The organism is Nonomuraea sp. ATR24 (assembly GCF_041950485.1).
GTDB classification, from domain to species: domain Bacteria; phylum Actinomycetota; class Actinomycetes; order Streptosporangiales; family Streptosporangiaceae; genus Nonomuraea; species Nonomuraea ceibae.
Genome location: NZ_JBGNUU010000034.1, coordinates 12,296 through 37,622, shown reverse-complemented (window position 1 = coordinate 37,622; position 25,327 = coordinate 12,296). Strand labels below are relative to the sequence as shown.

The following is a 25,327-nucleotide window of genomic DNA, read 5'->3' as shown; positions in this document are numbered from 1 at the left end:
TCCGGTCATGCCGGGCGGGCCCGTTCCGTTCACTCCTCGGGCGGGAGCGGGGTGCTGCGCAGGCGGCCCGACGGGGCCTCGGCCTCGGCTCGGGTGACGACGGGATGGGGGGCCGTGTCCTCCAGCGCGTCGCGCTCGTCGTCCTTCGACTGCGGGTCGGCGGCCTCGGGGCCGTGCGCGGGATCGGGGACGTCGGCGACGACCGGGACGGGCTGCGTGTCGGCGTCCTTGCCGGCGGCCTTGGGGTGGACCAGCACGTCGGTCGGCTTGACCCGGTCGCCCCAGCGCACCGGACGGCGCGGCTCCTCCTCCTGCGGCTGCAGGATCTCCGGAGGAGCGGCTTCCACGGGTCGCCGGACCTCGGGCTCCTGGAGCTCGGGCTCGTCGGCCTCGGGCTCTTGGGCTTCGGGCTCCGGGGCCTTGGGCTCCTCGGCCTTGGGCTCCTGAGCCTGCCAGTGGGTCACCCGCTCCGAGATGGGCGGGGTCTCCGGGGCGGGGGTGGGGCCGACGACCGGCGTGGGCTCCAGCCGGCCCCGCGGCTCCTCGGCCGCCGGCGCGGCAGCCTGCTGGGGAGCGGCCGGGGCGGTCTCAGGCGTGATCTCGGGGGCGTTCTCCGGGGCCCGGTGGAAGGGCACGATGTCGTCCTCGTCCGGCCGCTCGCCGCCGCCGGACGTCCGGCGATCCTGTACGTGCTTGATCAGCAGCAGCCACAGCCACAGCGCGACGGCCAGCATCACCCACGGCGCGATCGCCACGCCGACGGCCGTCGGCGCTACCTGGAACTCCACCCGCAGCGCCACCGCGGCGTCCGCCGCCGCCGCGGCCACGAGGAGGAGCACCAGCACCACCGCCGCCTGCACGCGGACCAGCGTCCGCGCCGAACGCAGCAGCAGCACGCCGATCAGCGCGACCACCAGGAGTGCCGCGAACCCGGCCGGGTAAAGGTAGGCCAGATCCGGCCTGGCCTCGCCGCGCACGGCGAGAGCCCTGAGGTCGTCGAACGAGAGCGCGCAGGCGGCCCCGGTGAGGGCGGCGACGGCGAGCCCGGCCAGGGCGATGCCCAGCCGGCGGAGCGTAGAGGGGGGAGTCACGTCCATGGCGGTCTCGAGCCTACAGAAGAATGACAGCCCGGACCGATCTGGAGGAGCGACATGACCGAGCTCACCGAGGAAGCGCGCAAGCTGCTCGACGCGCCCAACTTCGCCACGGTGACCAGCGTCAACCCCGACGGCTCACCGCAGTCGACCGTGGTGTGGGTGCGTCTGGACGGCGACGACGTGCTGTTCTCGACCGTCAAGGGGCGCCGCAAGCCGCGCAACTTCGACCGCGACCCGCGCACCAGCCTGCTGGTGATCGACCCCGACGACCCGTACCGATACGTGGAGGTCCGGGGGCGCGTGACCATGGAGGACGACCCGGAGGGCGCGCTCATTCAGGAGCTGTCGCAGAAGTACACGGGCGGGCCGTTCCATGACAAGCCGGGCGCCCAGCGGGTGATCGTGCGTATCAAGCCGGAGAAGGTCACGCTACGGGGGTGAAGAGGCGTTAGCCTTGCCTTCGTGAGCTTGCACCTTTACGACACCGCCACACGCGCCATCCGCGAATTCGTACCGGTCGAAGCCGGCCGGGCGTCGATTTACCTGTGTGGTGCCACCGTGCAAGCTCCGCCGCATATCGGACATATCCGGTCTGGCGTGAACTTCGACGTGCTGCGCCGGTGGATGACACGTTCCGGTTATGACGTGACTTTCTGCCGCAACGTCACCGACATCGACGACAAGATCATTCGGGTGGCGGCCGCGGAAGGCGTGCCCTGGTTCGTCATCGCCGAGCGCAACCAGCGGGCCTTCACCTGGGCCTACGACACGCTCGGCTGCCTGCCGCCCACCGTCGAGCCGCGCGCCACCGGGCACGTGCCCGAGATGATCGTGCTGATGGAGCGCCTCATCGAGCGCGGCCACGCCTACGCCTCCGGCGGCGACGTCTACTTCAACGTCCGCTCCTACGAGGAGGACTACGGCAAGCTCTCCAACCAGCGGCTGGAGAACATGCGCCCCGCCGCCGACACCGAGGACGAATCGTGCAAGGGCGACCTGCGCGACTTCGCCCTGTGGAAGGGCGAGAAGCCGGGCGAGCCGACCTGGCCCACCCCCTGGGGCCCCGGCCGCCCCGGCTGGCACCTCGAATGCTCCGCGATGGCCACCAAATACCTGGGGCCGACGTTCGACATCCACGGCGGCGGCATCGACCTGATCTTCCCGCACCACGAGAACGAGATCGCCCAGTCCCAGGCGGCCGGCGACGGCTTCGCCCGCTACTGGATGCACAACGGCATGCTCAAGATCGGCGCCGAGAAGATGAGCAAGTCGCTGGGCAACTCGCTGCTCATCCCGGACATGGTGCAGAAGGTGCGCCCCGTCGAGCTGCGCTACTACCTGGCCGCGCCGCACTACCGCTCCTCCATCGAATACTCCGAGGAGGCGCTGCGCGAGGCCGCCGCCGCCTACCAGCGGATCGAGGGCTTCGTCACCCGCGCGGCCGAGGTCATCCACGACGTCGACGCCGACGCGCCGCTCCCGCAGGCGTTCGCCGACGCGCTCGACGACGACCTCGGCACCCCGCAGGCGCTCGCCGTCGTGCACGAGGTGGTCCGCGAGGGCAACGTCGCGCTGGCCAAGGGCGACAAGGAGGCCGTCGCCCGCCTGCTCGCCGAAACCCAGAACATGCTCGACGTCCTCGGTCTCGACCCCCGTTCGCCGCAGTGGCGCTCGGCCGGCTCCGACCTCAAGCCGGTGGTCGACGCCCTGGTCGCAGTGGCCCTGGAGCAGCGCAAGGCCGCCCGCGCCCGCAAGGATTACCCGGCGGCCGACGCCATCCGCGACCAGCTCGCCGCGGCCGGCATCACCGTCGAGGACACCCCCCACGGTCCGCGCTGGGAGCTCAGCCACCAGGCGTGACCCGTTACCCTTGGACGCATGGCAGCTGGTGGCAGGGCGTCGGGCAGGCCCGCGAAGAAGAAGGGCCCCTCGAAGGGCACCGGTGGGCAGGTACGGCGCGGTCTGGAGGGACGCGGCGCGACCCCGCCCGCCGAAATGCGCCACTGGTACAAGGACAAGGCCAGGGCCGAGCGCATCGCCCGCGAGGACCGCGGCGGCGGCGGACGCCGCCCGGCCCCGCGCGCCAAGCGCTCCGAGGACGCCCCCGAGCACATCGGCGGGCGCAACCCCGTCCTTGAAGCGCTGCAGGCGGGCGTGCCCGCCAACGCCCTCTACGTCGCCCAGCGCATCGACAACGACGACCGCGTACGCGACTCCATCAAGATCGCGGCCGAGCGCGGCATCGCCCTCCTCGAAGTCACCCGCGACAAGCTCGACAGGCTGACCGAAGGCGCCGTCCACCAGGGCGTGGCGCTCCAGATCCCCGCCTACGACTACGCCCACCCGTCGGAGCTCGTCGAGCTGGCCCACGACGCCGCCGAGACGCCCCTCATCGTGGCCCTCGACGGCGTCACCGACCCGCGCAACCTGGGCGCCATCGCCCGCTCCGCGACGGCCTTCGGCGCCCATGGCCTGCTCGTCCCCTCACGCCGCTCGGCCGGCGTCACCGGCGGCGCCTGGAAGACCTCCGCCGGCACCCTCGCCAACCTCCGCGTCGCCCGCGCCTCCAACCTGACGGCCGCCCTGCGCGAATACCGCGAGGCCGGCCTCTTCGTCATCGGCCTCGACGGCGAGGGCCGCGTCGACATCGGCGACGTCGACCTGCTCGGCGAGCCGCTGGTCGTCGTCGTCGGCTCCGAAGGCAAGGGCCTGTCCCGGCTCGTACGCGAACAGTGCGACGTGGTGGCCCGCATCCCGATGGCCGCCGCGGCGGAGTCGCTCAACGCGGGAGTGGCCGCAGGAGTGACGTTGTACGAGGTCGCTCGTCACCGACGTGGTTGAGCGTCTACACTGGTAGGCCGTGCCGACGTAGCTCAATCGGCAGAGCATCTGTCTTGTAAACAGAAGGTCAGGGGTTCGATTCCCCTCGTCGGCTCTGCATGAAGAAGCCCCTGAACTGGTGATTCCGGTTCAGGGGCTTTTCGTATGTCAGGACAATGTCGGGATCTTGCTAACACCCTTGCTAACAGGAGGCCACCGCCTGGGCGAAGATGTCGGCGGCTGTGGCGGCCTGCTCGTGGATGACGTGGGCGTAGACGCGGAGGGTGATGGCGGGGTCGGCGTGGCCGAGACGGGCCGCTACGACGTGCACGGGGGTGCCGGCCATCAGGAGTGTGGTGGCGTGGATGTGGCGCAGGTCGTGCAGGCGGGCGTGGGGGAGTGGCGTCCTTGGGTTTTGCTTGTTGTGGGTGGCGATGAGCTTGGGCATCAGGGAACTGGGCGTGTCGGGGAAGATCGGATCTCCCCAGCCGGTCGTGAAGACGTAAGCGTGGCCGCCTTTCCAGGACTCCCCGAGCTTGAGGCGTTCTTCGTCCTGTTGGGCGCGGTGGGCCTTGAGGACCTTGACCGTGCCCGCGTCGAGGGAGACGACTCGGGAACGGCCGCTCTTCGTGGTGCCTTCAATGCGCTGGCGGTCGAGGACGGCGGCGGTTCCTGTGATGTGGATTTGCGGCTTGTCGAGGTCCACGTCTGTCCAGCGGAGGTTGAGCAGTTCGCCTCTGCGAGCGCCTGTGTAGGCGGCGAGGTGGAAGAAGGCGAAGAGGCGATGGTCTCGCGCGGTCTGGAGGAACGCCCGGAGTTCAGCGGGCGTCCACACCATGCCGGGTTCTGTGGATGAGACCCGGGGGAGCTTGGCCCGTTCCGCTGGGTTGTTAGGCAGGAGCTCGTCCACGAGTACGGCGTCCGTGAGTGCTTTTCGCAGCACCGTGTGGACGTGCTTGACGGTGTTGGGAGCGAGAGGGCTATTCTTCCTGCCGCCGCTGGTCAGGAGGTCTCGGTAGAACTTGGTGATCACCGAAGGGCGTAGTGCCTGGAGGCGTACGGTGCCGATGCGTGGGGTTATGTAGAGGCGGATCATGTCGCGATAGCCCTTAAGGGTGTGCGGCTTGATCTCGACGGCGTGGCCCTCGATCCACTCGGCGAGGTATTCGGCGACGGTAATGGTGTTCCGGTCGATGTATTCGCCGCGCCGGGCTTTTACACGGGCTTCGTCGCGGGCGGCTTTGGCGTCGTCCTCTGTGGTGAAGCCGCCTACCCATTTAGGCTTGCTCTCTCCCGTTTCAGGGTCACGGACTCTGATCACGCACGACCAGGTGGTGCCGCGTTTCATGACGCCGTCGCGCAGCTTGGGTGCCTTCTTCTTGCGCGGTTGCTCGTCCGGCGTGCCGACGAGGGTTTTGGTCATACGGCTGCCTCCTTCCTGGTCAGGCGGGTGACGTAGTCGGTGAGCGCGGAGACGGGGATGCGGCGGGAGCCGTCGATGCGGATCGAGGTGACAGTGCCGGTGGCGAGCAGTTGGTAGAGCTTGCTGCGCGAGATGGACAGCGCTTCGGCGGCCTCAGGGACCGTGAGCAGTAGCCGGGTCATGGGCGGGCCTCAACGGCGTGCTGAGACGTCGGCAGCGGTGTCTCGGTGAGGGCGGCGGCGAGGAGGGCGTCTCCGAGGGAGTGGCCCTTGCCTGCGTACTCCCATTCGCTGATGACGAGGACGGTGTCTTCGTCGAAGAGGGGGAGGCGGCCGGTGGTGATGTCGTTGTCGCGGGCGTGGTGTTCGCGAGCTGCTCGGAGTTGGCCGAGGGTGGTGGAGTAGTGGCGGGATCGGGTGGAGAAGTGGCCGCGGAATCCGAGCATGTGGACCCAGTCGGCAAGCCGGAGTTCGGCCAGTTCCGGCAGGGCGCCGAGGTGCATGCAGGTGGTGATGAGGCGGCGGGCGTGGTCGCGCAGGTTGAAGGCTTCCAGGTTGTCGAGGGGGTTGATGCGGCGGTCGAGGGTGCCGACGCATTCGGCGGCCTTGGTGGCGTACTTGGCGATGTAGCCGGCCACTGCTTGTTCGGTGAGGTCGCCGGTCATCGTGATGGGCCGGATGTCGAGTTGGGCACCCCAGCGCAGGACGCGCGCTGGTTGGTTGGCGTGGGCCGATGCGGTCGCCGTGACGGCCTTGGCGGCGTGCCCGATGGCTTGGGTGAGGGTGTCGGCGGTGGCCCAGGCCGGGGGTGGTGTGGCGGGTCCTGCTGGGCCGTCGAGGCGGATGACGGCGTGGAAGTGGACGACGCCGCGCCGCTGGTATTCGGCGACCTTGGCGAAGGACAGGGTCAGATGGTGGCGCAGGTCCTTGAGGGCCAGGCCGCCGGTCTTGGCGAGGTGGCGGCGTACGGAGTCGGTGAAGCGCTTCCACAGCAGCGGCGCGAGGGCGTTGAACAGGACGCTGCCGGTGTAGTCGTAGCAGTCGGGGCACAGCGGTTCACCGAGGCGAGGGTCGTCCTTGCTGTGGCGTTCGGTGCAGGACATGACGCGGCCGTGCGGGCACGTTTCAGCGTTGCGGCGGGCGTGGCAGGGCTGGGCCTTGCCGTTCTTCTCATTGCGCGCGTGGACGGCGCCGAAGGATGGGGCGGTCAGGGTGACGAACAGCGTTGGATGCGCGGTGACGGTGTCGGGGACGCCCTTGCCGCCGATGAGTCCGGCGCGGATGAGTTGGAATGTGTCGGCTCGGTAGGTCTCGGCGCAGGCGGGGCAGCGTGAAGCGCGGCGGGTCTTGCATGGGATTCGCAGGATGCCGTCAGGCTCGGTGCGGGTGGTGTAGCGGTGCAGGAGTTGGCCGGTGGTGCGGTCGTAGTGGTCGACCTTGCCGCGTAGGTGGATGGGTTGGCGGCAGCCGCCGGTGTGGCGGATCTGGGTTGCCCAGCGGTCGTAGTCGGGGCGGTTCAGGCGCTTGATCATGCCGGTGATGGCGTGCGCGTTGGCGTGTGTTGTGGGCATGATGGGGACCTCCTCTCACTCGTTCGGGTGATGGGGATGGCCCCCGACCTGGCGTGTGTCTTGGCGGATGTGCGGCCAGGCCGGGGGCGCTGCGCTTATGCGCCGTGGTTGTCGATGCCGGTGCCGTCGCAGTCGGCGCACCGGTCGCCTTCGAGGTGCAGGCCGGTGCCGCTGCAGGTGCAGCAGCGGTAGTGGATCACCGGCAGCTCAGCGAGCATGGGTTACCTCCTTTCGCGTGGGCGGGTGGTGAGGTAGATGCGCCAGTGGTGGGGCTTGGCGCGGTCGGGGTAGGCGCGGGAGACGGCGTAGACGGTGAAGTGCAGGCGCAGGCGGAACAGGGCGTCGATGATTTCGGCTCGGGTGCCGTCGATGCGGACTCGCATGCCTGTTGGTTCCTTTCCGGTCAGGCGGTGTGCAGGGTGCGCAGCAGGTCTGAGGCGAGCTGGTTGGAGACGCCGAGGTGAGTGCGCAGGGCGTCGCGGGTGATGGGTCGGCCGTGTTTGGTGTGGTGCTCGTCGGCGACGCGGCGGGCGTAGTCGACGAGGGCCGGGGCCAAGGTGCCGTCCTGCGGGCCGTTGTCGTCCGGCTTGTCGTGCGGGACGAGTTCGGGAACTGGCGATGGGGCTAGGACGGGCGAGGGTGCTGGGACGGCGGAAGGTTCGGTACGGGTGCGGGTGGCGCGGCGTTCCAGCATCGAGACCGCGATGAGGAAGGCGGCGGCCGGGGTGGCAGCGGTGATCCAGCCCCAGACGGTCGGTTCGGCTTGGGCGAGGTTGGCGGCCAGGGACAGGATGATGCCGCCGGTCAGGACGAGGACGGGCCAGGTGCTACGGCCGAGCCGGCCTTTGCCGGTCTTCTTGTCGCGTTGGCGTTCGCGAGCGGCCATGACGCAGGTGAGGTCGATGCAGACGGCCACGGCCCAGGCCATCCAGCCGGTCTGGCCGTGTTCGGTGGCGGTGTCGCGGATGTGGGTGAACGATCCGGCTCCCGCGATGACGGCCAGGACAAGGACGGGGCCGGTGTCGAGCAGCCAGCAGGCGAAGCGGCGCATCGTTGCCCCTCCCTTCGTGGTTCAGGCGTTGACGGGTGCGGGCAGGTGGGCGGTGATCTCGTCCCAGTCCGGGGCGAGGTGGGCGTGAGCGTTCGCCGCTTGTTCGGCGGTCTGATCGGTGACGTAGTAGGAGCGGGCGCGGTACCACTGGCCGTCCTGGCTCGCGACGATGGCGACGCCGGGTGTCTCGGCGGCGATCGCGCGAGCTGAGACGAGCGCGGCCGGGTCGAGGTCGCCGAGCGTCATGGTCGCCGTCTCCGGATCGTTGACCCGGTGGCAGATCCGCCCGGAGCACTGGGCACGCAAGGCGGTCACCCCAGGCCCGAGGTCGGAGCCGATGCGCTGGCCGCAGCAGAACAGGTAGATGCCGAAGGCCCGCCCGAGCTGCGCGACCCGCAGCAGCGCGGTGGAGGTCTTGGCGATCTCGTCCTTCTCGCTCTTGTCGGCCATCAGGTAGAGCTCGGCCAGTTCGTCGACCAGGACCACGACCGGGACGGGGCGGATGGCAGGCGGGAGTTGCCAGATGTTGCGGGCACCAGCCTGACGGCACAGCCCCATCCGGTCGATCATCAGCCCGACCAGGTCACACAGCAGGCTGACCGACTCGGTGCGCGAAGTAGCCAGCGCCGATAGCCGTGGCGCGTACGGGGTGAACTCGACTCCGCCCTTGAGATCGAACCCCACCAGCGCCACCGGCTGCGGGGCCAGGCCGACGATGAGCGCGTTGGCCAGGTTGGACTTGCCGGACTGAGTCGCCCCGGCGTTGAGCCAGTGCGGCACCGTTCGGAAGTCGATGACCCACGGCTTGCCGGTCTCCAGACGCCCCACGGTGACCTTGAGCAGGTCGGGTGAGGGCGGGAGCTGGTCGACGGTGACCAGCGGGTCGCGCATGGTCGCCATCAGCACGACACGGCCCGGCCGGGGCGAGGACACCCGTACGGCATGGACGCCCCAGGAGTGAGCGAGCCGTTCGGCGGCGTCGGCGTAGTCGCCGGGCGTCTGGCCTTCCAGGGTGTGCAGGCTGACGCGCCAGCCGTGCCGGGTCGGCAGCGGCAGCCACATGAACGGCTTGGTGTCGACGGCGACCCGCTGGAACCGGCGGCGGACCTTGACCAGGCCGGTGGAGGCGATCGCGCCGGGGACGGTGGTGAACCACCAGCGCTGCCGCTTCTTGGTCAGCCCGCAGCCGAGCGCGACGCGCCGCCAGGAGGCGCGCACGGACAGGGCGACGATCGGGAAGCCGACCGCCAGCCAGAACGAGGGGTAGTGGTAGCGGCGCCAGGCCCACAGCCCCGCCGCCACGACGGCGAGGACTGCGAGCACGAACAGCGCGTCAGACATCGGCGGCCTCCCGCACGGGGAGCAGCGCGGTGGCGCGGTAGGCGATGCCCCACCGGCCGGCGATCTCCCAGACGTAGCCGAGCAGGCCGACGGCGTTGACCTGGTCGCCGACGCCGATGGGCGGTTCGCCGGTGGTGCCGATCTTGACGAGTTCGATCCGGCCGAACTCGTCCTCGACGGAGACGGTGACTTCGTAGACGGTGTTGCCGTTCTTGTCGGTCTTGATCTCGCCGGTGTCGCGGTTGAGCACGCGCGGGCGGGGTGCCTTGACGCAGGTGATGGCGAGTTTGCTGACATCCACGGGGATCGGGACGGAACGCATGGGTGACCTCCTCTTTCATCGTGAGCAACATAGTTAACCTAGTTGGCTCGGTTGTCAATGTTCCCTCGGTTGGCCAGGTCGAACATTCGTGGTGAGATAGAAGGGCGATGGTCAAGAACACCGGGCAGCCCGCCTACCTCCAGATCGCCGACGACCTGCGCGCGCAGATCCGTGGCGGCTCTCTCGCGCCCGGAACCCCGCTGCCGTCCACCACCCGGCTCGCCGAGCAGTACGACGCCTCGCTGTCGGTGGTGAAGCTCGCCGTCGGCGTGCTGCGCACCGAGGGCCTGGTGATCGGCCAGCAGGGCAAGGGCGTGTTCGTCCGCGCCGCCGACGAACTCCCGCCCGCCCCGCAGGCCGGCGACGAGCTGGCCGAGCTGCGCGCCACCGTCCAGGACCTGTCCGTCCGGCTGGCGAAGGTCGAAGAGCAGTTGGCTATGTCCACGACACGCCGTTCCGGACGTAGCAGCCGGTAACCTTCCGGGCCAGCGACGCCGACGCCCCATCAGGGCTGCGGCGCAGGCTGAGCGCCTTGTCCTCGCGGCGGATGCCGACCAGGACCGTCACGTACCCCACCAGCAGCGCGACGCCGAGCACTCCGGCGATGATCAGCGGGATCATGGTCATGACCAGATCACCCCCGCCACGGCCAGGCCGCGCGGAGCGCGCGGGGGACGCCGGGTCTCGCCGCGCCGGCCGGTACGCCTGCGCTTGCCGGCCTGCTTCTTGATCCAGCGCTCACGGGAGCGGCACTTGCGGCACCGGGTCTCGCCATCGTCCAGGCGGGCGCTGCACTCGCAGGTGGGGTCCGGGTAGATCTCGTCAGTCATGGGGATCGCCTCCTTCTCAGTCGCCGTTCTTGCTTGCGAACTGAGAATGCGACGCAGCGTCAGGACGAGATCACTACACGACGGGACATGTTCAAGACGTCCGGCCTACGATGGCCAGGTCCCCGGACGTCCCTCGGAGCAGGTGAGATGGCGAACGAACGGCTACGCGCAGCCCTGTTGCAGAAAGGCGTGTCCATCGCGGATCTGGCCCAGGCCATCGAGGTCGACCCCAAGACCGTCGAAAGGTGGGTCACCAAGGGCCGCGAGCCGTACCGAAAGCACCGCTTTGCCACGGCTTCGTACCTGGGCGTGGACGAGTCGTACCTGTGGCCGGACGCCCTCACCCGCGAACAGGTCACCGCCGCCTCCCAGAGCGAGGTCATCGCGATCCACCCGCACCGGTGGGCGGTGCCCCGGGACATCTGGGGACGACTGTTCGGCGGGGCGTCCGAGGAGATCGGCGTCCTGGTCTACAGCGGGCTCTTCCTCGCCGACGACGGCGGCATGGTGCGCCTGTTCGGCGACAAGGCGAGGGCGGGGGTGCGGGTGCGCATCCTGCTCGGCGACCCCGACAGCGCCGAAGTGGCCCAGCGGGGGAGCGATGAGGGCGTTGGCGACGGGATGGCCGCGCAGATCCGCAGTGCGCTGGTGCTGTATCAGCCGATCAGGGGCCTGGAGAACGTCGAGATCCGGCTGCATCGCACGGTGCTGTACAACTCGATCTACCGCGCCGACGACCAGTACCTGATAAACACCCACGTGTACGGCACCCGCGCCGGCAACGCGCCCGTTCTGCACCTACGGCGGGTGGCCGGCGGGGACATGGTCGCCACGTACGCCGACAGCTTCGAGAAGGTCTGGGCCCAGGCCACGCCGGTGGAGACCTGATGGCACGCCGCATCGACTTCTACGACGACCCCGACGCACCCGCCCCCAACAGCCTCGTCCCCTCGGTCAACGTCATCGTCACCAACGAGGCCGGCGACCTGCTGATGATCCGCCGCACCGACAACGACAACTGGGCCGTCCCCGGCGGAGCCATCGACCTGGGCGAGTCCATCCCACAGGCCGCCGTACGCGAAACGCTCGAAGAGACCGGCATCACCTGCGAGATCACCGGCCTGGTCGGCACCTACAGCGACCCCCGCCACGTCATCCTCTACACCTCGAATGGCGAGGCGCGGCAGGAGTTCTCCATCGTGCTGACCGCCCGCGCAGTCAGCGGCGAACCGACCCCAAGCGATGAGTCCCGCGAAGTCCGCTGGGTGCCTCGCAACCAGGTAGGCGGACTTCAGATGGACCGCTCGATGTACCTGCGCATCAAGCACTACCTGTCCGGGCTCTCATCCCCGTACATCGGCTAATCCCCGAGCTGGTCCACATATCGCCGGCGATGCGCTAACCACTGCTCGGGGCGGCCGGTCATGCAGCACGCGGCGAACCCGAGAAGCAGTTCCATGTACGCCTTAGCCACGGCAGGGTCTTGGTCAGCCACGGCCGACCTCTCCCACAGGCCGTCGGCGGCGAGGAACCGCGTTGCGCGATCGGCCGAGTGCAATTCGTCCAGGTACAGGAGCCCGCCCATCGCGTCACCCTGGTTGTAGTCGCAGGAGTCCTGCGGGAGCCACCGATCCAGGTAGGCCGTGAGGATCTCCGCGTCACGCTCTTCGCCGAAGCGGGCGAGAGCGAAGCAGTAGCCCGCCCCGGCGTACGGATACTCACTTTCTAGGAGCAACGCGCCCAGCCGCTCCCGGAACTGCGTACGCCGATCCAGACCAATCAACCACGCGGCGGTCAACCGGCACCGCCAGTCCGATTCGAGCAACATCTCCAGATCGCTGTCAGCGATCCGCCGGGCGTCCCTGGCCAAGGACCGCCCGAACCGCACCACCTGCCGGTCCGACATCAGAAACACGAACCCGCCGAGCAGCCGCAGATACCGACGCACCGAACCCCGGCCGGTGACGACGTAACGGCGCACCACGAGACCCTGACGGACATGGAGCGGCAGCGGTAATCGCATCACGAGATCAGCTTGTCAGCGACGAACGATCAGACCCAGGTCCACCCTTGGCCGCAAGCTCCGCCTCCACCGCCCGCACCGATGAGACGATGCAGGGGGTGGCGTCGGTGATCGACCGGCTGACCACGTGCTCGGGGCCGTAGCGGGAGTGGATCTCGGCCAGCCGGTCGCGTACGTCCAGGTGCCGGCCATCCGGGCTGGTGGTCATGTCGCAGTACGTCAGCGCCCGCGCCAAGTCAGGCTGCTCCTGGTCGAACTCCTTGACCAGCACGTCGAGCAGGTCCCGTTGCCGCGCCTCGTTGTCCGCGCACGAGTGGTAGGCCACCAGGCGGCACAGCCGTTCGTCGGCCTTGGCGACGTCGCGCAGGTAGCGAGCGCCGTCGAGCTGATGCATGCCGGTGTCGACCAGATCCGGCGCGTACCCGATGTCATGCAGCAGGCACGCGGCAATCAGGGTGTCGGTGTCCGCGCCGAGGATCGGGGCCAGGGTTTCGGCCTGGTCGGCGACGCCCCGGGTGTGTGCCCAGCGCCGGGGCAGCGTCGTCTCCAGCAGGTCCTTGGCCAGGTCGTAGGCCCACTCAACTTGTCCCACGTGGTTCACGATAGGCAGCAAGGGCGGGGGCGAATCCAGAGGGCGAGCCTAGAGGTCCCAGGACGTCTCACCATCGGCGTTTTGTACCCGGACGAACCGGCCCCGGCCATGCCTGGCCACGACCAGCCCTTCCTGCTCCAGGAGCGCGAGAGCCTGCCGGACGGTGTTGCGCGAGGCTGCGAACCGGCGCCGCAACGCGGCCTCACTGGGCAGGCCGGCACCGGGGACGAGGTGGCCTTGTGTGATCTGCTCGCGCAGCCTCGCGGCGATGCTTTGGTAGAGGTACGGGGCCGCCGCGCCAGCGCCGGCAACGACGCGGCCCTTGGACGGGACGGAGACCAGGAGCCCTTCGTCCTCCAGGATTGCCAGGCCGCGCCGTACCGTGTTGCGCGCGACCCCGAACGTCCGGCACAGCTCCGCCTCAGACGGCAGGGCCGTGCCCGGCGGGAACTCGCCCGACTGGATGCGTTCGCGGACGCGGGCGGCGATCTGAGGATAGACTCGCCCGCCGGTCAGCCATCGGCCGGTCGACACGGGGGTCAGCCGCGGTAGGTGTCGAGGATGCTGTCGAGGTTGATGCTGAGGTCGCCCTGTTCGCCCTCGTGCCAGCCCTCCTCCGCTGCCTCCTCGATCCGATCGACGGCGTCGGCCATCTCCAGGAACGACACCCGTTCGTCGTTGCGGTCGCCCCAGTAGAACCAGCAGAACGACAGGTGGGCGAACACCCGTCGAGTGCGACAGTGCGTGTCGGTGACGTCGAGGGCGGGACGGCCGTCCTGGGTGATGACGAGAACGCTCGCGATGCCGCGTTCGGCGAGGTGCTTGCACAAGGAAGCCAGCAGCCGCTGGGTGTAGGCGTGCTGCTGTTCCTTGAGGGTTTTGCTCGTGTGCATGGCTTCGTCTCCCTGACGTCCGGTGCGGGCTCGTGGGGTGTGGGTCGAGCGTCGCTCCGGGGGCAGGGGCGGGAACACCGCAACTAGGGGACGTCTAGGGACGTCTGATGTTAACGTCGCAGGACAGGGTCATCTCGCGAGAGGAACAGGCTGGCCCCCATGAATGACAACCTTCGCTATGCACTGGCCGCCGCCCGCCTCAACACCACCGACGTCGCCGCCGCCCTGGCTGTCGACCCCAAAACCGTCAGCCGATGGCTCCAAGGCCGAATTCCGTATCCGCGTCATCGTTGGGCTGTGGCTGATCTGCTCCATGTCGACGAGGTCGAGCTGTGGCCCGAGGTCGGGGCGCCACACCGGGTTCTCGCCGATGGCATCGAGGCGATCTATCCGCACCGCTGGGCCGTCCCACAGACGGTCTGGCGCAACCTGTTCGGTGGAGCCCGACAGGAGATCGGCGTCCTGGCCTATAGCGCGTTGTTCCTCGCCGAGGACCGGGGCATCCTCGACATCCTCACCGACCGCGCCAGGGCCGGCGTCACAGTGCGCATCCTTCTCGGAGACCCCGTGGGGGAGGAGGTGGCCGCGCGTGGCGTTGATGAGGGGATCGGAGCCGAGGTCATGGCAGCGCGGGTCAACAACGCGCTCATGCTGTACCGGTCGTTGCGTGACGTCCCAGGCGTTGAGATCCGCCTCCACCGGACCGTGCTCTACAACTCCATCTACCGAGCCGATCGAGAACTGCTGGTCAACACCCACGCCTACGGCACACCAGCAGCCAACGCCCCCGTCATGCACCTGTCGCACACCAGCGATCGAGGACCGGCGGACGCCTACATCACCAGCTTCGAGCGAGTGTGGGACACCACTCGGCCCCTCTACCAGGGATCGGCTTGACTGACATGGATCTCATCACTGGCCTATCGCTGGATGAGAGGGCGGGCGCTACCCTCCTATCGCGAAACGGTAGACTGTGGACTCCCTGACCTGGAAGCCAAGACGTTCGTACAACCGGTTTGCCGCCTCACGATCCGGGCGCGAGGTGAGATCGACTGTCCGCGCCCCTGCATCCTGAGCCAACCCCAGAGCATACTGAGTGAGCTTCGCTGCAACTCCCTGGCCACGCGCTGCGGTGTCGACCACCACATCCTCGATCCGGGCACGTACCCCAGAGGGGATGGCGAACAGCAGCAAGGTCAACGTCCCGACGATCTCACCGCCCGCGCGAGCGACGACGATCGTGCTGCCGCCACCTCTCACGATACGTTCGACCGCTTCAAAGTCCAGCGGCTTAGCCGACGAGGACAGTTGCGGCAAGAGCCGGCTGAAGGCCACCACGAGCTCCTGACTCGCCTCCTGGATGACCTCAATCTCAACACCCATGCAGCGAGCCTACGACGACGCATCGGAAGACCAGGCCAGGCCACGGACCAAGATCAGAAAGCAACTTATCTGCACGTCATCAAGGGCAGCCCGCCTACGGCGGCCCGCCGCGCGTCGGGCGGTCGCTGGCCGCGCTGCGGCTCTCCGGCCGGTCGCGGCCAGCACCGCCCACGCGTTGAACTGGGCTTGATCCGGTTTGACGGACACCATCGTTGTGGTGGTCAGGCCGCCTGAGCGGCCTCGTAGTCGGCAGGGCTACGGTAGCCCAGGCTGCTGTGCAGGCGGTGCAGGTTGTACCAGCCCTCGATGAACTCGAAGATCGCGCTGCGGGCGGCGGCGCGGGTGGGCCAGGACCGCTCGTCCAAAAGCTCGCCCTTGAGGGTGGCGAAGAACGACTCGGCCAGCGCGTTGTCCCAGCACTGCCCGGTCCGTCCGACCGACAGCCGCACGCCGAGCCGTCCGGCCAGCTCGGCGTAGGTGGCACTCGTATATTGACAGCCGCGATCGGAGTGGAAGATCAGCGGCCCGGCCGGGCGGCGACGGGCGCAGGCCTGACGCAGAGCCTCGGCGACCAGGCCGGTACGCAGATGATCGGCCGTCGCCCAGCCGACCACCCGCCGGGAGGCGATGTCGATGACGGTGGCCAGATACAGCCAGCCCTCTTGCGTCGGCACGTAAGTGATGTCGCCGCACCAGCGCGTATCGATGGCCGCCGCGTCCGGCATGAAATCGCGCTCGATCAGGTCCGGCCGCAGGCTCGCGTGCGGGTCGGGGATCGTGGTCTGCCGCCGGCGGCGCCGATACCGTCCGGCCAGGCCGAGCCCGCGCATCAGCCGGGCCACCCGCCGCCGTCCGCACCGCTGGCCGTCCTGCCGCAACTGCGCGTGCACCCGAGGGGCGCCGTAGCTGTCGCGTGAGCGCGCGTGCACCGCGGCGATCTGCTCGCTCAGCTCGGCATCGCGCACCGCGCGCGGACCGGGCACCGCGCTGCGGCGTGCGTAGAAGGCGGCACGGGAGACTCCCAGCAGCTCACACGCGCGCTTGACGCTGTGGCCACCCTGCTTCTCCGCCTCGATGAACGGGTGCACGCTCACCGGGTCTCCCTCACGAAGAAAGCTGTTGCCCGCTTCAGGACGTCGACGTCCTCGCGCAGCCGCCGGTTCTCCCGCCGCAGCGCCGCCAGCTCCTCCCGCTCACTGCTGGTCAACCCGTCGCGATGGCCGGCGTCGACCTCGGCCTGGCGGATCCATTGGCGCACCGCGGTCTCGGTCAGGTCGAAGTCCTGGGCCACCTGCCCGACCGAGCGGTCACCGCGCTGGCACAGCTCGACGATCTCGGCTTTGAACTCCGGCGTGAACGAGCGGCGAGGACGCGGCTTCTTCTTCCCCATGCTCTCCATCATGGACATCCTTCCGGGGGCGAGCCCCTGATCTCAGATGTCCGTCAAACCGGATCAAGCCCAGAACCACGACGTCCTCACCAAGCCCTAAACTGATCAGAACCGACCGCCACCACAGGCAGTGATGACTGAAACAGCGCCCCCAGCGAGAAGCACCGACTCCTAAACGATCCTTCGACGAAGGGGAAGCGTCGGAAGGACCGAGACGAGAACCGGCTCCCTTACCTGCTCCCAGGGAAATGCAAGCATCCGGTACCAGCCCGCAATGGGTCGAGGGTGTACGGGATGAACGAGGTGAGACCGTGGCTATCGACGAACGCGTGTGCGCCAAGAGATGCGCGGGCTATTGGATACGTCAGCGCGCGGAGAACGCGCCGATATCAGCAGTTGAGCTCACGGCGTGGATCTCGCAGTCGCGAAAGTCGGCGTCGTTGACGAAGCACATGACACAGCGAATTAGTCGCTGGCGAAAACCCGTCATTCTGTTGGTTTGCGTGGCGTCGACCCAACGATGCGACCGATGCATTCCGCAGTCGACCAGTTGACCGTCGATCGGGTAGGGCGCAACGAAAGCAGCTATGGTGTGCTCGCGATCCCCGTCAAGGGAGGCAGCGGGAACGAGTGTCACCGTATCGGGTGAGACGTTGCCAACACCGACGACCTGCATGACGCGGCCACCTGACGATACAACAAGGTCACCCGCCTTGATTGGAACCCCGGCCATCTCTATCCTCCATGCTCTACTGTTTCTATTCCAATAGAACCTCGGATTGTCTGCGAAAGCAAGCCATCCGGCAAGATATCTATACGCCACCCTTGGCCCATCGAGAGGCTTCTTTACCGGGAATCAGAATAGTACACACGACCCTTTTCGGAAATTTGCTATGCAGATGTACAGAACCGGGTGATGCAGCAAACCGACCCCCAAGCAGCCTGGTAATCGCAGCGGATCATGCCGTGTGTCGATGACGACTCCAAGCGTTTTCGTCGCCGAAGTGTATATGCACATGCCTCGTAGCCATCTGGCAACCATCCCGATCATCACAGGTCATGGTGGAGTCGGCGGTCCTGATCGGAGCGGCACCCTGAGGACCATGATCATGATGCATCACCAATTCGTGCTGAGTGTTCACTTGAAGCCGTGACGATCGCCCACTTCGACAATCGCCGTAAAGGGCTGGGGCGATCGGCTGCCGCGGACCGACTTCGTCGGTCCTCGCCACCGGTATCCGTGGGATCTGTCGTGGAGTACACCCACTATCACCCACGCGCTGCGTCGGAAGCGTCACGCTCGCCGTCCCGTCCACTTTGATCAGGCCAAGCGGTATCCCCAGTGCAGCTCCGTTGTGATCCAGTAACTTCAGCACGGAGTGCCCTATTTACGATGGCACACCTAATAGGGGCAGACCGCGCCGACGCGACCGCAAGGTGGCGGGCGATGGCGGGTGGACGATCGGACGATTCTGGCGGCGATCGTGTACGTGGCCACCACCGGGTGCGCCTGGCAGCAGTTGCCACCGGTGTTCGGCGCCTCGCAGACCGTGCACCGCCGCTTCACCGAGTGGAGCACCGCGCGCGTGTGGGCCAAGTTGTACCGGATCCTGCTGGACGAGCTCGGCGCGCGCGGCGAGCTGGACTGGTCGCGGTGCGCGATCGACTCGGTCAGCGTCCGGGCGGTCAAAGGGGGGAACTGACAGGTCCGAATCCTGTCGATCGCGGCAAGAAAGGGTCGAAGATCCACCTCATCACCGAACGGAGCGGTCTGCCCCTTGCTGTCGCGATCAGCGCCGCCAACGTCCACGACAGCCTGGCGCTAGAACCGCTGGTGCGGTCGATTCCGCCGATCCGTTCCCGCCGCGGACCCCGACGGCGGCGGCCCGGCAAGCTCCACGGGGACAAGGGCTACGACTACCCGCACCTGCGCGCCTTCCTGCGCGGCCGGGGCATCATCCCCCGCATCGCCCGGCGCGGAGTTGAGTCCAGTCAACGTCTGGGACGCCATCGCTGGGTGGTGGAGCGAACGGTTTCGTGGCTGACCGGCTGCCGCCGCTTACACCGCCGCTACGAACGCCGGGCCGACCACTTCGCAGCCTTCGCCGCCATCGCCGCAGCCCTCATCTGCTACCGCCGACTCACCAAATGAGTCATCGTCTAAGACTGGCTTGGTCACCACAAGCCAACGGATGCCGCCGAGCGTGTGCCATGGAGGGGCGGCGTTCTCCGAGCAGACTGTCGTACCCAGGTGGCATCATCTCTGCCAAGTCAGCAAGGGAGGGGCCATGGCCGGGGGCAAGCTCCGAGTTGGACAGGTATTCCGCTATGCAGCCGGTAAGGATCCCATTCCTCCGATGCTGGACGGTTACGACAACTTCCACCATGTAACGCACTCACCCGGGTCGAACCGTGCGCTGTTGGAAGCAGGAATAAACAGAATGGCCAAGGTCACTGGACCCGATGGGCCCCGCCGCCCTGCAATCCTGATTCGGTCGAGTCCGTGGAAGGCGGGTACAGCTGACACACCGTGGCATGACGTCTTCGACCTCGACAACGGGCATGTCAGATACTACGGCGATCATAAGGCAGGGCAACAGGTGGCACCGGGGGGGACCACCGGAAACGCCGCCCTGTTGGAAGCGTTCGAGGACCATCAAGCTCCGAGCCCGGTCGAGCGTGCGGTGGCCGCACCGCTTCTCTTGTTTCGCGCTGTGTCGCGTAACGGCAAACCCAAGGGGCATGTGGAATTCTGCGGGCTCGGGCTGATCGAACGCGCCGAACGGCTGGTTCAATGGGAGGGGCGTGCACACAAAACTTTCATAAATTACGTGTACGATATTGCTCTGATTGACCTTGCCGACGAGGATGATTGCGTTTCTTGGGATTGGATCCATGCTCGCCGCGAAAAATCTCTCGTGATAGCTCAGACGCTTGAACTCGCTCCACGCGCCTGGCGTGATTGGGTCAAGCAGGGCGCATCGGCACTGCCTCGGTTGCGTCGGCGAGTGGCCAAGGCCAGGATCGTTAAATTGAAGGATCAAAGGATGCCGGCGAGCAGTCCTGATGCGGCGGCCCTTGAGGCGGTTTATAAGCGATTCGACGGAAACAAACATGACTTCGAGGCCGTTGCAGCAGCAGTGGCTGCGCGCGTGCTACGTGGCTCCGGGAAGCGGTATATCGAGGGCTGGCTGACACGAAGATCCGGCGATGGTGGTGCAGATTTCGTCGGACGACTCGACTTGGGCAGCGGGCTTGCAGGCACCAGTCTGGTCGTGCTGGGGCAGGCCAAATGCATCAGACCCGAGAGCCTGGTGTCGGCGGAGCAGATCGCCCGCGTTGTCGCGAGACTGCGCCGTGGCTGGATCGGAGTTTATGTCACCACTGGTTCATATTCCGAAGCCGCACAAATGGAGATGGTAGAAGATCAGTACCCAATCGTACTTATCAATGGCATGGACCTGATCAAGGAGCTCCGCGCCATGGCCCGCGATGACCACGGGGGCGACCTGGGCGAATGCCTCGACCACATTCTTAGCAGTACTGTCACGACCATCACCAACCGACGCCCTGAAGAGATCCTTCTCAAATAGGTCTGATGTCCCGCCCTGCTCTCGACCTCACGCTTTTTGCTGCCGCCGTCATACGCAGGATCCGAGTGTCCCGGCTCAGGCTTCGCCGTCTGGGCACGCGGCCCAGACGTGGTCGCGGTCGGGGGACAGAGCGGCGCGCAGGTGGCAATCAGTTTCGGGATCGTCAGGCCGCGCAGGATTTGGCTCAGGGTCTCGGAGCCGGTGACGATCAGGGCCTTGATCTGCCACTGGGCGTCGGCGCGCTGGTCGACGGCCGAGCGGCGGGCGATGCGCAGGGTGCGCAGCGCTTCGATGCGGCCGTCGCACTGTTTGGAAGTGCCGGTGCGGTTGCTGGCCAGTGCGGTCTTGGCGGCGGCGATGGCGTCGATCGGGGCGGACTTGCCCTGGAAACGGCGCCTCTTGCGGTCCGGCCGGTCGATCTCGATCACGTCGATGTGCTGGCCTGGAGCAGGCGGATCAGTCTGGCTCTGTAGGCGCCGGTGCCTTCCACCCCGACCCGCTTCAGCCGCCCGAAGGTGCGCATCCAGCCCAGCAGCGCGGTGTATCCGGCCGCCGTGGCGGGGAACCGGTGCCCAGCACCCGGCCGACGGGTCGATCACCGCTGCGGTGTGGGTGTCTTGGTGGGTGTCCACGCCGCCGGCGACTTCGGAGATCGGTGTGTTGTCGGGTGTAATGGAGGTCATCGTCGTCCTGTCGTCTTGACCGGGGGCAGGGCGGCACGCGCCAGCCGGGCAAGGCGGACAAGACGGTGATGGGGCCTCTGGCCAGGCTCCTATGAAGTCACAGGTGCCGCGTCCGGTGAGTGCACATGAGCACTTCCCGTCCAGGGTCGACAGATCTCGTTGAGGACCTCGATGTCAGTCAGCCGATGGGTCAGACCTGCCGGGAAGCGCTCACCTCCCTCATCACTGCCAGCCAACTACGCAGTCCCCACTCGAGGTTGCCCTTCCAGCCAGCATGGCGGTGATGGTACAGCCCTCGACCTTGCCGAGTAGGCCCTGTTCACCGGACAGGGTCCACGAAGCCAGCGCCGGCGATCCACCGCCGTAGTCCCGGTGGCGGTGGCCCATTCCAGTCCAGCGCGGCCGTGCCCGCGGACCCGTCGATGCTCAGCACCGTGGCAAGCTGCGGTTGGGCATCACCGACCGGGCGTGCTCTGTGAACGCACCGATGTGATCCACCAAGACAACCCGTGAGCGCGTGCCGATTGGAGCACCGTCCGCCCGATCCGGCACGTTGCACCGGACTTTTGGGGACAATCACGTCATATCGAAACGACAAGGACCAGCGAAGTCAGCGACTTTGCATCAGTAGATTGACGGTTGCAGACTCTATCCGTCAATGGTGCTTTGCTGCCGATGCCTGATGGTGAAATCTGCTCTTCTCGGCTAGGTTTCTTGCTTCAGCAAGTAGAAGGGTGATGAGTCTTGGGCCTGTTGTACACCGTCTTCGCGGACTGGGCCCGACGCCATGGCGTCGAGGCAGCTGTAGCCAGATTCTCGGAGGAGTTGCCCGAGGACACCGTGGAGGCGTACCGGCATCAGTTCGGGGCGGACAAAGCGAAAGTACAGGCCGGTGGCCCTCCGATAATCACGGCCGGCTCGGACGACTGGTACAGCGGTCCGGGCGATGCTGACCGTTACTGGCTGGCCCTGAAGGATCAGTTCGAAGCCGAGAAGTGGCCGGACGAGCGCATCGACTCCGTGGACCACTCGTCCAGCACCGTGGTCGCCCACACCCCCAGGCCGGACCGTTCCACGTGGAACTCCAAGGGTCTTGTCGTGGGATATGTGCAAAGCGGGAAGACCACCAACTTCACTGCCGTCGTTGCCAAGATGGCGGACGTACAGTACCGCCTGGTCATCGTCCTCTCAGGCATCCATAACGGACTGCGTCGCCAGACCCAGGTACGACTGGACCAATACCTCAAACATCTCAATCCCGACCGCTGGATGACGCTGACTGGTGAGGCTCGGGATTTCGTCGATCAGACTCTCGAAGCGTCGGCAGCGTTGAGCGACGAGAAGACGGTTCTGGCCGTCGTCAAGAAGAACGCAGCTGTACTGAACAAACTCATCAAGTGGCTGGATAAGCCGAACAGTCGGAAGGCACTTGCCTCAGCACCGGTCTTGATCATCGACGACGAGGCGGACCAGGCATCGGTGGCCACAGGGCGGATCAACCCGCTCATCCGCAAGCTTCTTGGGCTCATGCCTCGGTGCACGTATATCGGGTACACCGCGACGCCCTTCGCCAATGTCTTCATCGACCCTACGCAGGAAGATCTATATCCGAAGTCGTTCATCCTCAACTTGCCGCGTCCCGACGGCTACTTCGGCCCCGAGAAGATCTTCGGCCGCGATGCCGTCGAGTGGGAGACGTCCGACGAGCAGGGCCCACCGGACGGCTACGACATGGTGCGACTGGTCGCCGAGGAGGATGTCCCCCTGCTGCGTCCCGGCAGCAAGGAATCCGCAGACGGCTTTACACCCACCATGATCGATGAACTGGTGACGGCCGTCCGCTGGTTCTGGCTGGCCACGGCCGCCCGACGGGCGCGCGGCGACACGGACCACAGCACGATGCTCATCCACACGTCCGTCAAGATCGCCGTGCACGAGAGCTATCGGGCCCCCTTGCGGTCACTGCAGCAGAGGGCCTTGGCCGCACTCGCCTCCGGCCGTCCCGAGGTCCTCGACGAATGGCGCAACCTGTGGGAGAAGGAGTCGTCACGGGTTCCCGCCGAGGACTTCGGCCGGACGCAGAACACGTTCGACGAGGTCCTGCGCTATCTGAGCGAAGTCATCTCCGCCACGCGCATCGTCCTCGACAACTACCGCAGCCAGGATCGACTGGACTACTCCGATCCCTCCCAGGTCGCCATCGCGGTCGGCGGCAACACCCTTTCCCGCGGGCTGACCTTGGAAGGGCTCGTCGTCAGCTTCTTCGTCCGGGGTGCGACGGCCTACGACACCTTGCTGCAGATGGGCCGCTGGTTCGGCTATCGAACCGGATATGAGGACCTGCCTCGAATCTGGATGACGCCGAGTCTCGCCGCCGCGTTCCGGCACCTGGCCACCGTTGAGCACGAAATGCGCGACGACATAGACCGATATCAGCGAGAGAACCTGACACCTTCCCAGGTGGCGGTGCGGATCCGGACGCACCCGTCGCTTCGGATCACCGCCAAGATGGGTGCCGCCCAGCCGGCTTTCATCTCCTACGCCGGACGCCGATTGCAGACCCGATACTTCGAACATCGGGACGTCGACTGGTTGGACGGCAACCGTCAGGCCGCGGAGAGCTTCGTTCAGGAGGCGGTCCGACACGGCAACGTCGAGGATTCGGGTGCCGCACGACTGATCCGAGACGTCCCTGTGTCGCTTGTAAAGGCATTCCTCTCCCGGTACCAGGTCCATGAGGACTCCCCTGATCTGGACCCAGAGCTCATGATCAAATACATCGATCAACAGCTCACCGGCGATCCGCCGAGTCTCGCGATGTGGTCTGTTGCCGTGGTCACCGGTGAGGGCAAGGATGCGGCACTGGGCGGTCTGGATATCAAGTACTCGATACGTTCGCGGTTGAATGACGGCAATACCGAACGCGCCGACATCAAGACCCTGATGAGCAAGCAGGACCGTGCACTCGATCTTGGCTTGTCGGCCGCAGAAGCCAGGGCAAAGAGCGAGAGTGAGCTTGTCGCCCTGCGCAATGAACATCCGGTGTGTCACGACCGCGGCCTGGTCGTGCTATATCTGATCGATCCGACCAGCAAGCCTGTCAATCCCAGGAAGAACACGGACGTTGCACACCCACCGCGCATCCCGCTCGACGCGGCGCGGGCTGTGGTCGGTCTAGGCATCACCTTCCCGGGCGACGTCAGGACGAAGTTCATCCAGGCCAGTCATGTTGCGGTCGACCTCACCGATGTCGAAAGTGAGAACGTCGACGAGGCACTCGGCGTCGATACCGAGGACATGGCGTGACGGACATCGAATCGACCATGCTGGAGCGCGCGTGGGCGGTTCTGATGCGGCCACGAGCAAAGGAGCTCGCGGCTTTCCCGCTGGAGGTGATCTGTCATGGGGAGCCGTGCTACGTGGCGGTCGACAGGGCAGGTGCTCGTCACCTACTTGTTCCTGTAGGTGACGAAGCCGTGTCCGTCGATGCCAAACCCGCGGTGTTGGGGCTTGTGATCCGCAAACTCGGCTTCGGCGGCCCCGCTACCACCTACGTGGACGTTTCATGCGTCGAGTTCGACCTCTTCCCCGAGTTCGACGAGGTTGTGACTGATGTGCTGGAAACCGTGGCGGACGCACCGCGACCCGCTGCCACCGCGGTGGACGCTATCGCGCGGTGGCGTCGCCTCTTTCGGAGCAGTTTGCTACGTGGTCTGCCCCATCACGCCAAAGTAGGGCTCTTTGCAGAACTCGCCGTTCTCACCTCTCTCGTCGGAGCGGATGCCGGGTTCTCTGTGGATGCATGGCGTGGGCCGTTGAACGAACCGCATGACTTCGAGGCCATTGGCAGGTGTCTCGAGGTTAAAGGTATGAGCGCCACAAGCGATCGTATCCTCGTCCACGGTTTGGAGCAGCTGAACACTCATAACGGACGACCATTGGACCTCGTACTTCTGCGCGTGGTCGACGATCCCAACGGACGCACTATTCAAGACCTTGTCGAGCAACTCCTTGATGCAGTTGCATCACCGACGGACCTGCGAGCACGACTATCGGCGGCAGGCTGGTCCGAGCAGTTGGTGCGGTCCGATCTGGAAACCTTCACGATCGAGGAAGTACTTAGGGTCACGATAGGCCCCGACTCCCCTCGTGTGGTCCCGTCGTCGCTGATCACGGGTAAGCTGCCGGACGGCGTCAAAGGACTCAGCTACCAGATCGATCTCGCTGCGTTACTGCCGTTCAGCACCGGAGCTTCGCTAACGGAGATCGCTGAGGAGGCGGTCCGTTGAACTTGCGTTGGTGGTCACAGCCGTTTG

Annotated in this window: 30 protein-coding genes, 1 tRNA gene and 1 pseudogene; 13 read left to right on the top strand and 19 right to left on the bottom strand. The window is 66.8% G+C overall.

The window, feature by feature from the left end:
- Positions 1–29: 29 nt before the first annotated feature.
- A complete protein-coding gene (locus tag ACBI99_RS43600; RefSeq protein WP_375075162.1) occupies positions 30–1,097 on the bottom strand; it encodes a hypothetical protein in 1,068 nt (355 codons plus the stop codon).
- A 54-nt stretch (positions 1,098–1,151) separates the two neighbouring features.
- Between ACBI99_RS43600 and ACBI99_RS43595 the strand changes: the two genes are divergently transcribed.
- From ACBI99_RS43595 to ACBI99_RS43580, 4 genes are all read left to right on the top strand, one after another.
- Positions 1,152–1,538, top strand: coding sequence for a PPOX class F420-dependent oxidoreductase (locus ACBI99_RS43595; protein ID WP_219515679.1), 387 nt, complete (start codon positions 1,152–1,154; stop codon positions 1,536–1,538).
- A gap of 21 nt (positions 1,539–1,559) precedes the next feature.
- Complete coding sequence (gene cysS / locus ACBI99_RS43590; protein WP_357592760.1) at positions 1,560–2,957, top strand: cysteine--tRNA ligase; 1,398 nt, start codon at positions 1,560–1,562, stop codon at positions 2,955–2,957.
- Positions 2,958–2,975: 18 nt separating this feature from the next.
- The gene (gene rlmB, locus ACBI99_RS43585; RefSeq protein ID WP_357592759.1) at positions 2,976–3,938 is read left to right on the top strand and encodes a 23S rRNA (guanosine(2251)-2'-O)-methyltransferase RlmB; all 963 of its coding nucleotides are present in this window, start codon (positions 2,976–2,978) and stop codon (positions 3,936–3,938) included.
- Positions 3,939–3,959: 21 nt separating this feature from the next.
- A tRNA-Thr gene (locus ACBI99_RS43580) sits at positions 3,960–4,032 on the top strand.
- A gap of 87 nt (positions 4,033–4,119) precedes the next feature.
- Here the strand turns inward: ACBI99_RS43580 and ACBI99_RS43575 are convergent.
- From ACBI99_RS43575 to ACBI99_RS43540, 8 genes are all read right to left on the bottom strand, one after another.
- Positions 4,120–5,340, bottom strand: coding sequence for a tyrosine-type recombinase/integrase (locus ACBI99_RS43575; protein WP_375075161.1), 1,221 nt, complete (start codon positions 5,338–5,340; stop codon positions 4,120–4,122).
- The gene (locus tag ACBI99_RS43570; protein ID WP_049572410.1) at positions 5,337–5,522 is read right to left on the bottom strand and encodes a helix-turn-helix domain-containing protein; all 186 of its coding nucleotides are present in this window, start codon (positions 5,520–5,522) and stop codon (positions 5,337–5,339) included. Before ACBI99_RS43570 ends, ACBI99_RS43575 begins: the two co-directional genes overlap by 4 nt.
- Entirely contained in the window at positions 5,519–6,910 is a 1,392-nt protein-coding gene (locus ACBI99_RS43565; protein WP_375075160.1) for a replication initiator, read from the bottom strand. Before ACBI99_RS43565 ends, ACBI99_RS43570 begins: the two co-directional genes overlap by 4 nt.
- 95 nt (positions 6,911–7,005) lie before the next feature.
- Entirely contained in the window at positions 7,006–7,128 is a 123-nt protein-coding gene (locus ACBI99_RS43560) for a hypothetical protein (RefSeq protein WP_375075159.1), read from the bottom strand.
- A 3-nt stretch (positions 7,129–7,131) separates the two neighbouring features.
- Positions 7,132–7,293: a hypothetical protein gene (locus ACBI99_RS43555; protein ID WP_375075158.1), complete on the bottom strand. Its 162-nt coding sequence runs from the start codon at positions 7,291–7,293 to the stop codon at positions 7,132–7,134.
- A gap of 20 nt (positions 7,294–7,313) precedes the next feature.
- A complete protein-coding gene (locus tag ACBI99_RS43550; protein WP_375075157.1) occupies positions 7,314–7,961 on the bottom strand; it encodes a DUF2637 domain-containing protein in 648 nt (215 codons plus the stop codon).
- 21 nt (positions 7,962–7,982) lie between these two features.
- Positions 7,983–9,302 (bottom strand): FtsK/SpoIIIE domain-containing protein, encoded by a 1,320-nt coding sequence (locus ACBI99_RS43545; RefSeq protein ID WP_375075156.1) that lies wholly within the window; start codon positions 9,300–9,302, stop codon positions 7,983–7,985.
- Positions 9,295–9,624: a hypothetical protein gene (locus ACBI99_RS43540; RefSeq protein WP_364171533.1), complete on the bottom strand. Its 330-nt coding sequence runs from the start codon at positions 9,622–9,624 to the stop codon at positions 9,295–9,297. The genes ACBI99_RS43545 and ACBI99_RS43540 overlap by 8 nt, the downstream gene beginning before the upstream one ends.
- Before the next feature lie 107 nt (positions 9,625–9,731).
- On the opposite strand from ACBI99_RS43540, the gene ACBI99_RS43535 reads away from it, so the two are divergent.
- Positions 9,732–10,100, top strand: a complete 369-nt coding sequence (locus ACBI99_RS43535) for a winged helix-turn-helix domain-containing protein (RefSeq protein WP_375075155.1) — start codon at positions 9,732–9,734, stop codon at positions 10,098–10,100.
- Here ACBI99_RS43535 and ACBI99_RS43530 read toward each other — a convergent pair.
- Complete coding sequence (locus ACBI99_RS43530; RefSeq protein WP_049572426.1) at positions 10,060–10,251, bottom strand: hypothetical protein; 192 nt, start codon at positions 10,249–10,251, stop codon at positions 10,060–10,062. The two genes, ACBI99_RS43535 and ACBI99_RS43530, sit on opposite strands and share 41 nt — an antisense overlap.
- Positions 10,248–10,454 carry a hypothetical protein gene (locus tag ACBI99_RS43525; RefSeq protein ID WP_375075154.1) on the bottom strand — a complete coding sequence of 69 codons (207 nt, stop codon included), beginning with the start codon at positions 10,452–10,454 and terminating at the stop codon, positions 10,248–10,250. The genes ACBI99_RS43530 and ACBI99_RS43525 overlap by 4 nt, the downstream gene beginning before the upstream one ends.
- Positions 10,455–10,601: 147 nt before the next feature.
- Here ACBI99_RS43525 and ACBI99_RS43520 point away from each other — a divergent pair, with 147 nt between their 5' ends.
- Together ACBI99_RS43520 and ACBI99_RS43515 are read left to right on the top strand one after the other, a co-directional pair.
- Positions 10,602–11,342 carry an XRE family transcriptional regulator gene (locus ACBI99_RS43520; protein ID WP_375075153.1) on the top strand — a complete coding sequence of 247 codons (741 nt, stop codon included), beginning with the start codon at positions 10,602–10,604 and terminating at the stop codon, positions 11,340–11,342.
- Positions 11,342–11,818: an NUDIX hydrolase gene (locus ACBI99_RS43515; protein WP_375075152.1), complete on the top strand. Its 477-nt coding sequence runs from the start codon at positions 11,342–11,344 to the stop codon at positions 11,816–11,818. Before ACBI99_RS43520 ends, ACBI99_RS43515 begins: the two co-directional genes overlap by 1 nt.
- Here the strand turns inward: ACBI99_RS43515 and ACBI99_RS43510 are convergent.
- Genes ACBI99_RS43510 through ACBI99_RS43495 form a run of 4 tightly spaced genes read right to left on the bottom strand, consistent with a single transcriptional unit; the run spans position 11,815 to position 13,962 of the window.
- On the bottom strand, positions 11,815–12,477 hold the full coding sequence (locus tag ACBI99_RS43510; RefSeq protein WP_375075151.1) for a DUF6000 family protein: 663 nt from the start codon (positions 12,475–12,477) through the stop codon (positions 11,815–11,817). The genes ACBI99_RS43515 and ACBI99_RS43510 overlap by 4 nt on opposite strands.
- A gap of 7 nt (positions 12,478–12,484) precedes the next feature.
- Positions 12,485–13,069 carry an HD domain-containing protein gene (locus tag ACBI99_RS43505; protein WP_375075150.1) on the bottom strand — a complete coding sequence of 195 codons (585 nt, stop codon included), beginning with the start codon at positions 13,067–13,069 and terminating at the stop codon, positions 12,485–12,487.
- A 48-nt stretch (positions 13,070–13,117) separates the two neighbouring features.
- Complete coding sequence (locus ACBI99_RS43500; protein ID WP_375075149.1) at positions 13,118–13,603, bottom strand: GntR family transcriptional regulator; 486 nt, start codon at positions 13,601–13,603, stop codon at positions 13,118–13,120.
- A 5-nt stretch (positions 13,604–13,608) separates the two neighbouring features.
- Positions 13,609–13,962 (bottom strand): hypothetical protein, encoded by a 354-nt coding sequence (locus tag ACBI99_RS43495; protein WP_375075148.1) that lies wholly within the window; start codon positions 13,960–13,962, stop codon positions 13,609–13,611.
- Between the two features lie 159 nt (positions 13,963–14,121).
- On the opposite strand from ACBI99_RS43495, the gene ACBI99_RS43490 reads away from it, so the two are divergent.
- Positions 14,122–14,859: an XRE family transcriptional regulator gene (locus ACBI99_RS43490; RefSeq protein WP_375075147.1), complete on the top strand. Its 738-nt coding sequence runs from the start codon at positions 14,122–14,124 to the stop codon at positions 14,857–14,859.
- A 48-nt stretch (positions 14,860–14,907) separates the two neighbouring features.
- Here ACBI99_RS43490 and ACBI99_RS43485 read toward each other — a convergent pair whose 3' ends face one another.
- The 4 genes from ACBI99_RS43485 to ACBI99_RS43470 all read right to left on the bottom strand — a co-directional run bounded on the left by ACBI99_RS43485 (position 14,908) and on the right by ACBI99_RS43470 (position 17,468).
- Positions 14,908–15,345 (bottom strand): GNAT family N-acetyltransferase, encoded by a 438-nt coding sequence (locus tag ACBI99_RS43485; RefSeq protein ID WP_375075146.1) that lies wholly within the window; start codon positions 15,343–15,345, stop codon positions 14,908–14,910.
- A gap of 221 nt (positions 15,346–15,566) precedes the next feature.
- Positions 15,567–16,439: an IS3 family transposase gene (locus ACBI99_RS43480; protein ID WP_375075145.1), complete on the bottom strand. Its 873-nt coding sequence runs from the start codon at positions 16,437–16,439 to the stop codon at positions 15,567–15,569.
- Positions 16,436–16,735 carry a transposase gene (locus ACBI99_RS43475; protein WP_375075144.1) on the bottom strand — a complete coding sequence of 100 codons (300 nt, stop codon included), beginning with the start codon at positions 16,733–16,735 and terminating at the stop codon, positions 16,436–16,438. The genes ACBI99_RS43480 and ACBI99_RS43475 overlap by 4 nt, the downstream gene beginning before the upstream one ends.
- A 364-nt stretch (positions 16,736–17,099) precedes the next feature.
- Positions 17,100–17,468: a hypothetical protein gene (locus ACBI99_RS43470; protein WP_375075143.1), complete on the bottom strand. Its 369-nt coding sequence runs from the start codon at positions 17,466–17,468 to the stop codon at positions 17,100–17,102.
- A 688-nt stretch (positions 17,469–18,156) separates the two neighbouring features.
- Between ACBI99_RS43470 and ACBI99_RS43465 the strand changes: the two are divergent.
- From ACBI99_RS43465 to ACBI99_RS43445, 5 genes and pseudogenes are all read left to right on the top strand, one after another.
- Positions 18,157–18,887 (top strand): annotated as a pseudogene (locus ACBI99_RS43465) (IS5 family transposase); the annotation flags it as partial.
- 136 nt (positions 18,888–19,023) lie between these two features.
- Entirely contained in the window at positions 19,024–20,328 is a 1,305-nt protein-coding gene (locus ACBI99_RS43460) for a restriction endonuclease (protein ID WP_375075142.1), read from the top strand.
- A gap of 5 nt (positions 20,329–20,333) precedes the next feature.
- Complete coding sequence (locus ACBI99_RS43455) at positions 20,334–20,801, top strand: hypothetical protein (RefSeq protein WP_375075141.1); 468 nt, start codon at positions 20,334–20,336, stop codon at positions 20,799–20,801.
- A gap of 954 nt (positions 20,802–21,755) precedes the next feature.
- Positions 21,756–24,317: a Z1 domain-containing protein gene (locus tag ACBI99_RS43450; protein ID WP_375075140.1), complete on the top strand. Its 2,562-nt coding sequence runs from the start codon at positions 21,756–21,758 to the stop codon at positions 24,315–24,317.
- Positions 24,314–25,300: a PD-(D/E)XK motif protein gene (locus ACBI99_RS43445; protein WP_375075139.1), complete on the top strand. Its 987-nt coding sequence runs from the start codon at positions 24,314–24,316 to the stop codon at positions 25,298–25,300. Before ACBI99_RS43450 ends, ACBI99_RS43445 begins: the two co-directional genes overlap by 4 nt.
- Positions 25,301–25,327: the final 27 nt, after the last annotated feature.

Bases quoted from the DNA above. Each gene is read 5' to 3' on its own strand.
- ACBI99_RS43600 (WP_375075162.1), bottom strand. From the start codon at position 1,097: ATGGACGTGACTCCCCCCTCTACGCTCCGCCGGCTGGGCATCGCCCTG.
- ACBI99_RS43595 (WP_219515679.1), top strand. From the start codon at position 1,152: ATGACCGAGCTCACCGAGGAAGCGCGCAAGCTGCTCGACGCGCCCAAC.
- rlmB (WP_357592759.1), top strand. From the start codon at position 2,976: ATGGCAGCTGGTGGCAGGGCGTCGGGCAGGCCCGCGAAGAAGAAGGGC.
- ACBI99_RS43575 (WP_375075161.1), bottom strand. From the start codon at position 5,340: ATGACCAAAACCCTCGTCGGCACGCCGGACGAGCAACCGCGCAAGAAG.
- ACBI99_RS43570 (WP_049572410.1), bottom strand. From the start codon at position 5,522: ATGACCCGGCTACTGCTCACGGTCCCTGAGGCCGCCGAAGCGCTGTCC.
- ACBI99_RS43565 (WP_375075160.1), bottom strand. From the start codon at position 6,910: ATGCCCACAACACACGCCAACGCGCACGCCATCACCGGCATGATCAAG.
- ACBI99_RS43560 (WP_375075159.1), bottom strand. From the start codon at position 7,128: ATGCTCGCTGAGCTGCCGGTGATCCACTACCGCTGCTGCACCTGCAGC.
- ACBI99_RS43555 (WP_375075158.1), bottom strand. From the start codon at position 7,293: ATGCGAGTCCGCATCGACGGCACCCGAGCCGAAATCATCGACGCCCTG.
- ACBI99_RS43550 (WP_375075157.1), bottom strand. From the start codon at position 7,961: ATGCGCCGCTTCGCCTGCTGGCTGCTCGACACCGGCCCCGTCCTTGTC.
- ACBI99_RS43545 (WP_375075156.1), bottom strand. From the start codon at position 9,302: ATGTCTGACGCGCTGTTCGTGCTCGCAGTCCTCGCCGTCGTGGCGGCG.
- ACBI99_RS43540 (WP_364171533.1), bottom strand. From the start codon at position 9,624: ATGCGTTCCGTCCCGATCCCCGTGGATGTCAGCAAACTCGCCATCACC.
- ACBI99_RS43535 (WP_375075155.1), top strand. From the start codon at position 9,732: ATGGTCAAGAACACCGGGCAGCCCGCCTACCTCCAGATCGCCGACGAC.
- ACBI99_RS43530 (WP_049572426.1), bottom strand. From the start codon at position 10,251: ATGACCATGATCCCGCTGATCATCGCCGGAGTGCTCGGCGTCGCGCTG.
- ACBI99_RS43525 (WP_375075154.1), bottom strand. From the start codon at position 10,454: ATGACTGACGAGATCTACCCGGACCCCACCTGCGAGTGCAGCGCCCGC.
- ACBI99_RS43520 (WP_375075153.1), top strand. From the start codon at position 10,602: ATGGCGAACGAACGGCTACGCGCAGCCCTGTTGCAGAAAGGCGTGTCC.
- ACBI99_RS43515 (WP_375075152.1), top strand. From the start codon at position 11,342: ATGGCACGCCGCATCGACTTCTACGACGACCCCGACGCACCCGCCCCC.
- ACBI99_RS43510 (WP_375075151.1), bottom strand. From the start codon at position 12,477: ATGCGATTACCGCTGCCGCTCCATGTCCGTCAGGGTCTCGTGGTGCGC.
- ACBI99_RS43495 (WP_375075148.1), bottom strand. From the start codon at position 13,962: ATGCACACGAGCAAAACCCTCAAGGAACAGCAGCACGCCTACACCCAG.
- ACBI99_RS43490 (WP_375075147.1), top strand. From the start codon at position 14,122: ATGAATGACAACCTTCGCTATGCACTGGCCGCCGCCCGCCTCAACACC.
- ACBI99_RS43485 (WP_375075146.1), bottom strand. From the start codon at position 15,345: ATGGGTGTTGAGATTGAGGTCATCCAGGAGGCGAGTCAGGAGCTCGTG.
- ACBI99_RS43475 (WP_375075144.1), bottom strand. From the start codon at position 16,735: ATGGGGAAGAAGAAGCCGCGTCCTCGCCGCTCGTTCACGCCGGAGTTC.
- ACBI99_RS43470 (WP_375075143.1), bottom strand. From the start codon at position 17,468: ATGGCCGGGGTTCCAATCAAGGCGGGTGACCTTGTTGTATCGTCAGGT.
- ACBI99_RS43460 (WP_375075142.1), top strand. From the start codon at position 19,024: ATGGCCGGGGGCAAGCTCCGAGTTGGACAGGTATTCCGCTATGCAGCC.
- ACBI99_RS43455 (WP_375075141.1), top strand. From the start codon at position 20,334: ATGTCCCGCCCTGCTCTCGACCTCACGCTTTTTGCTGCCGCCGTCATA.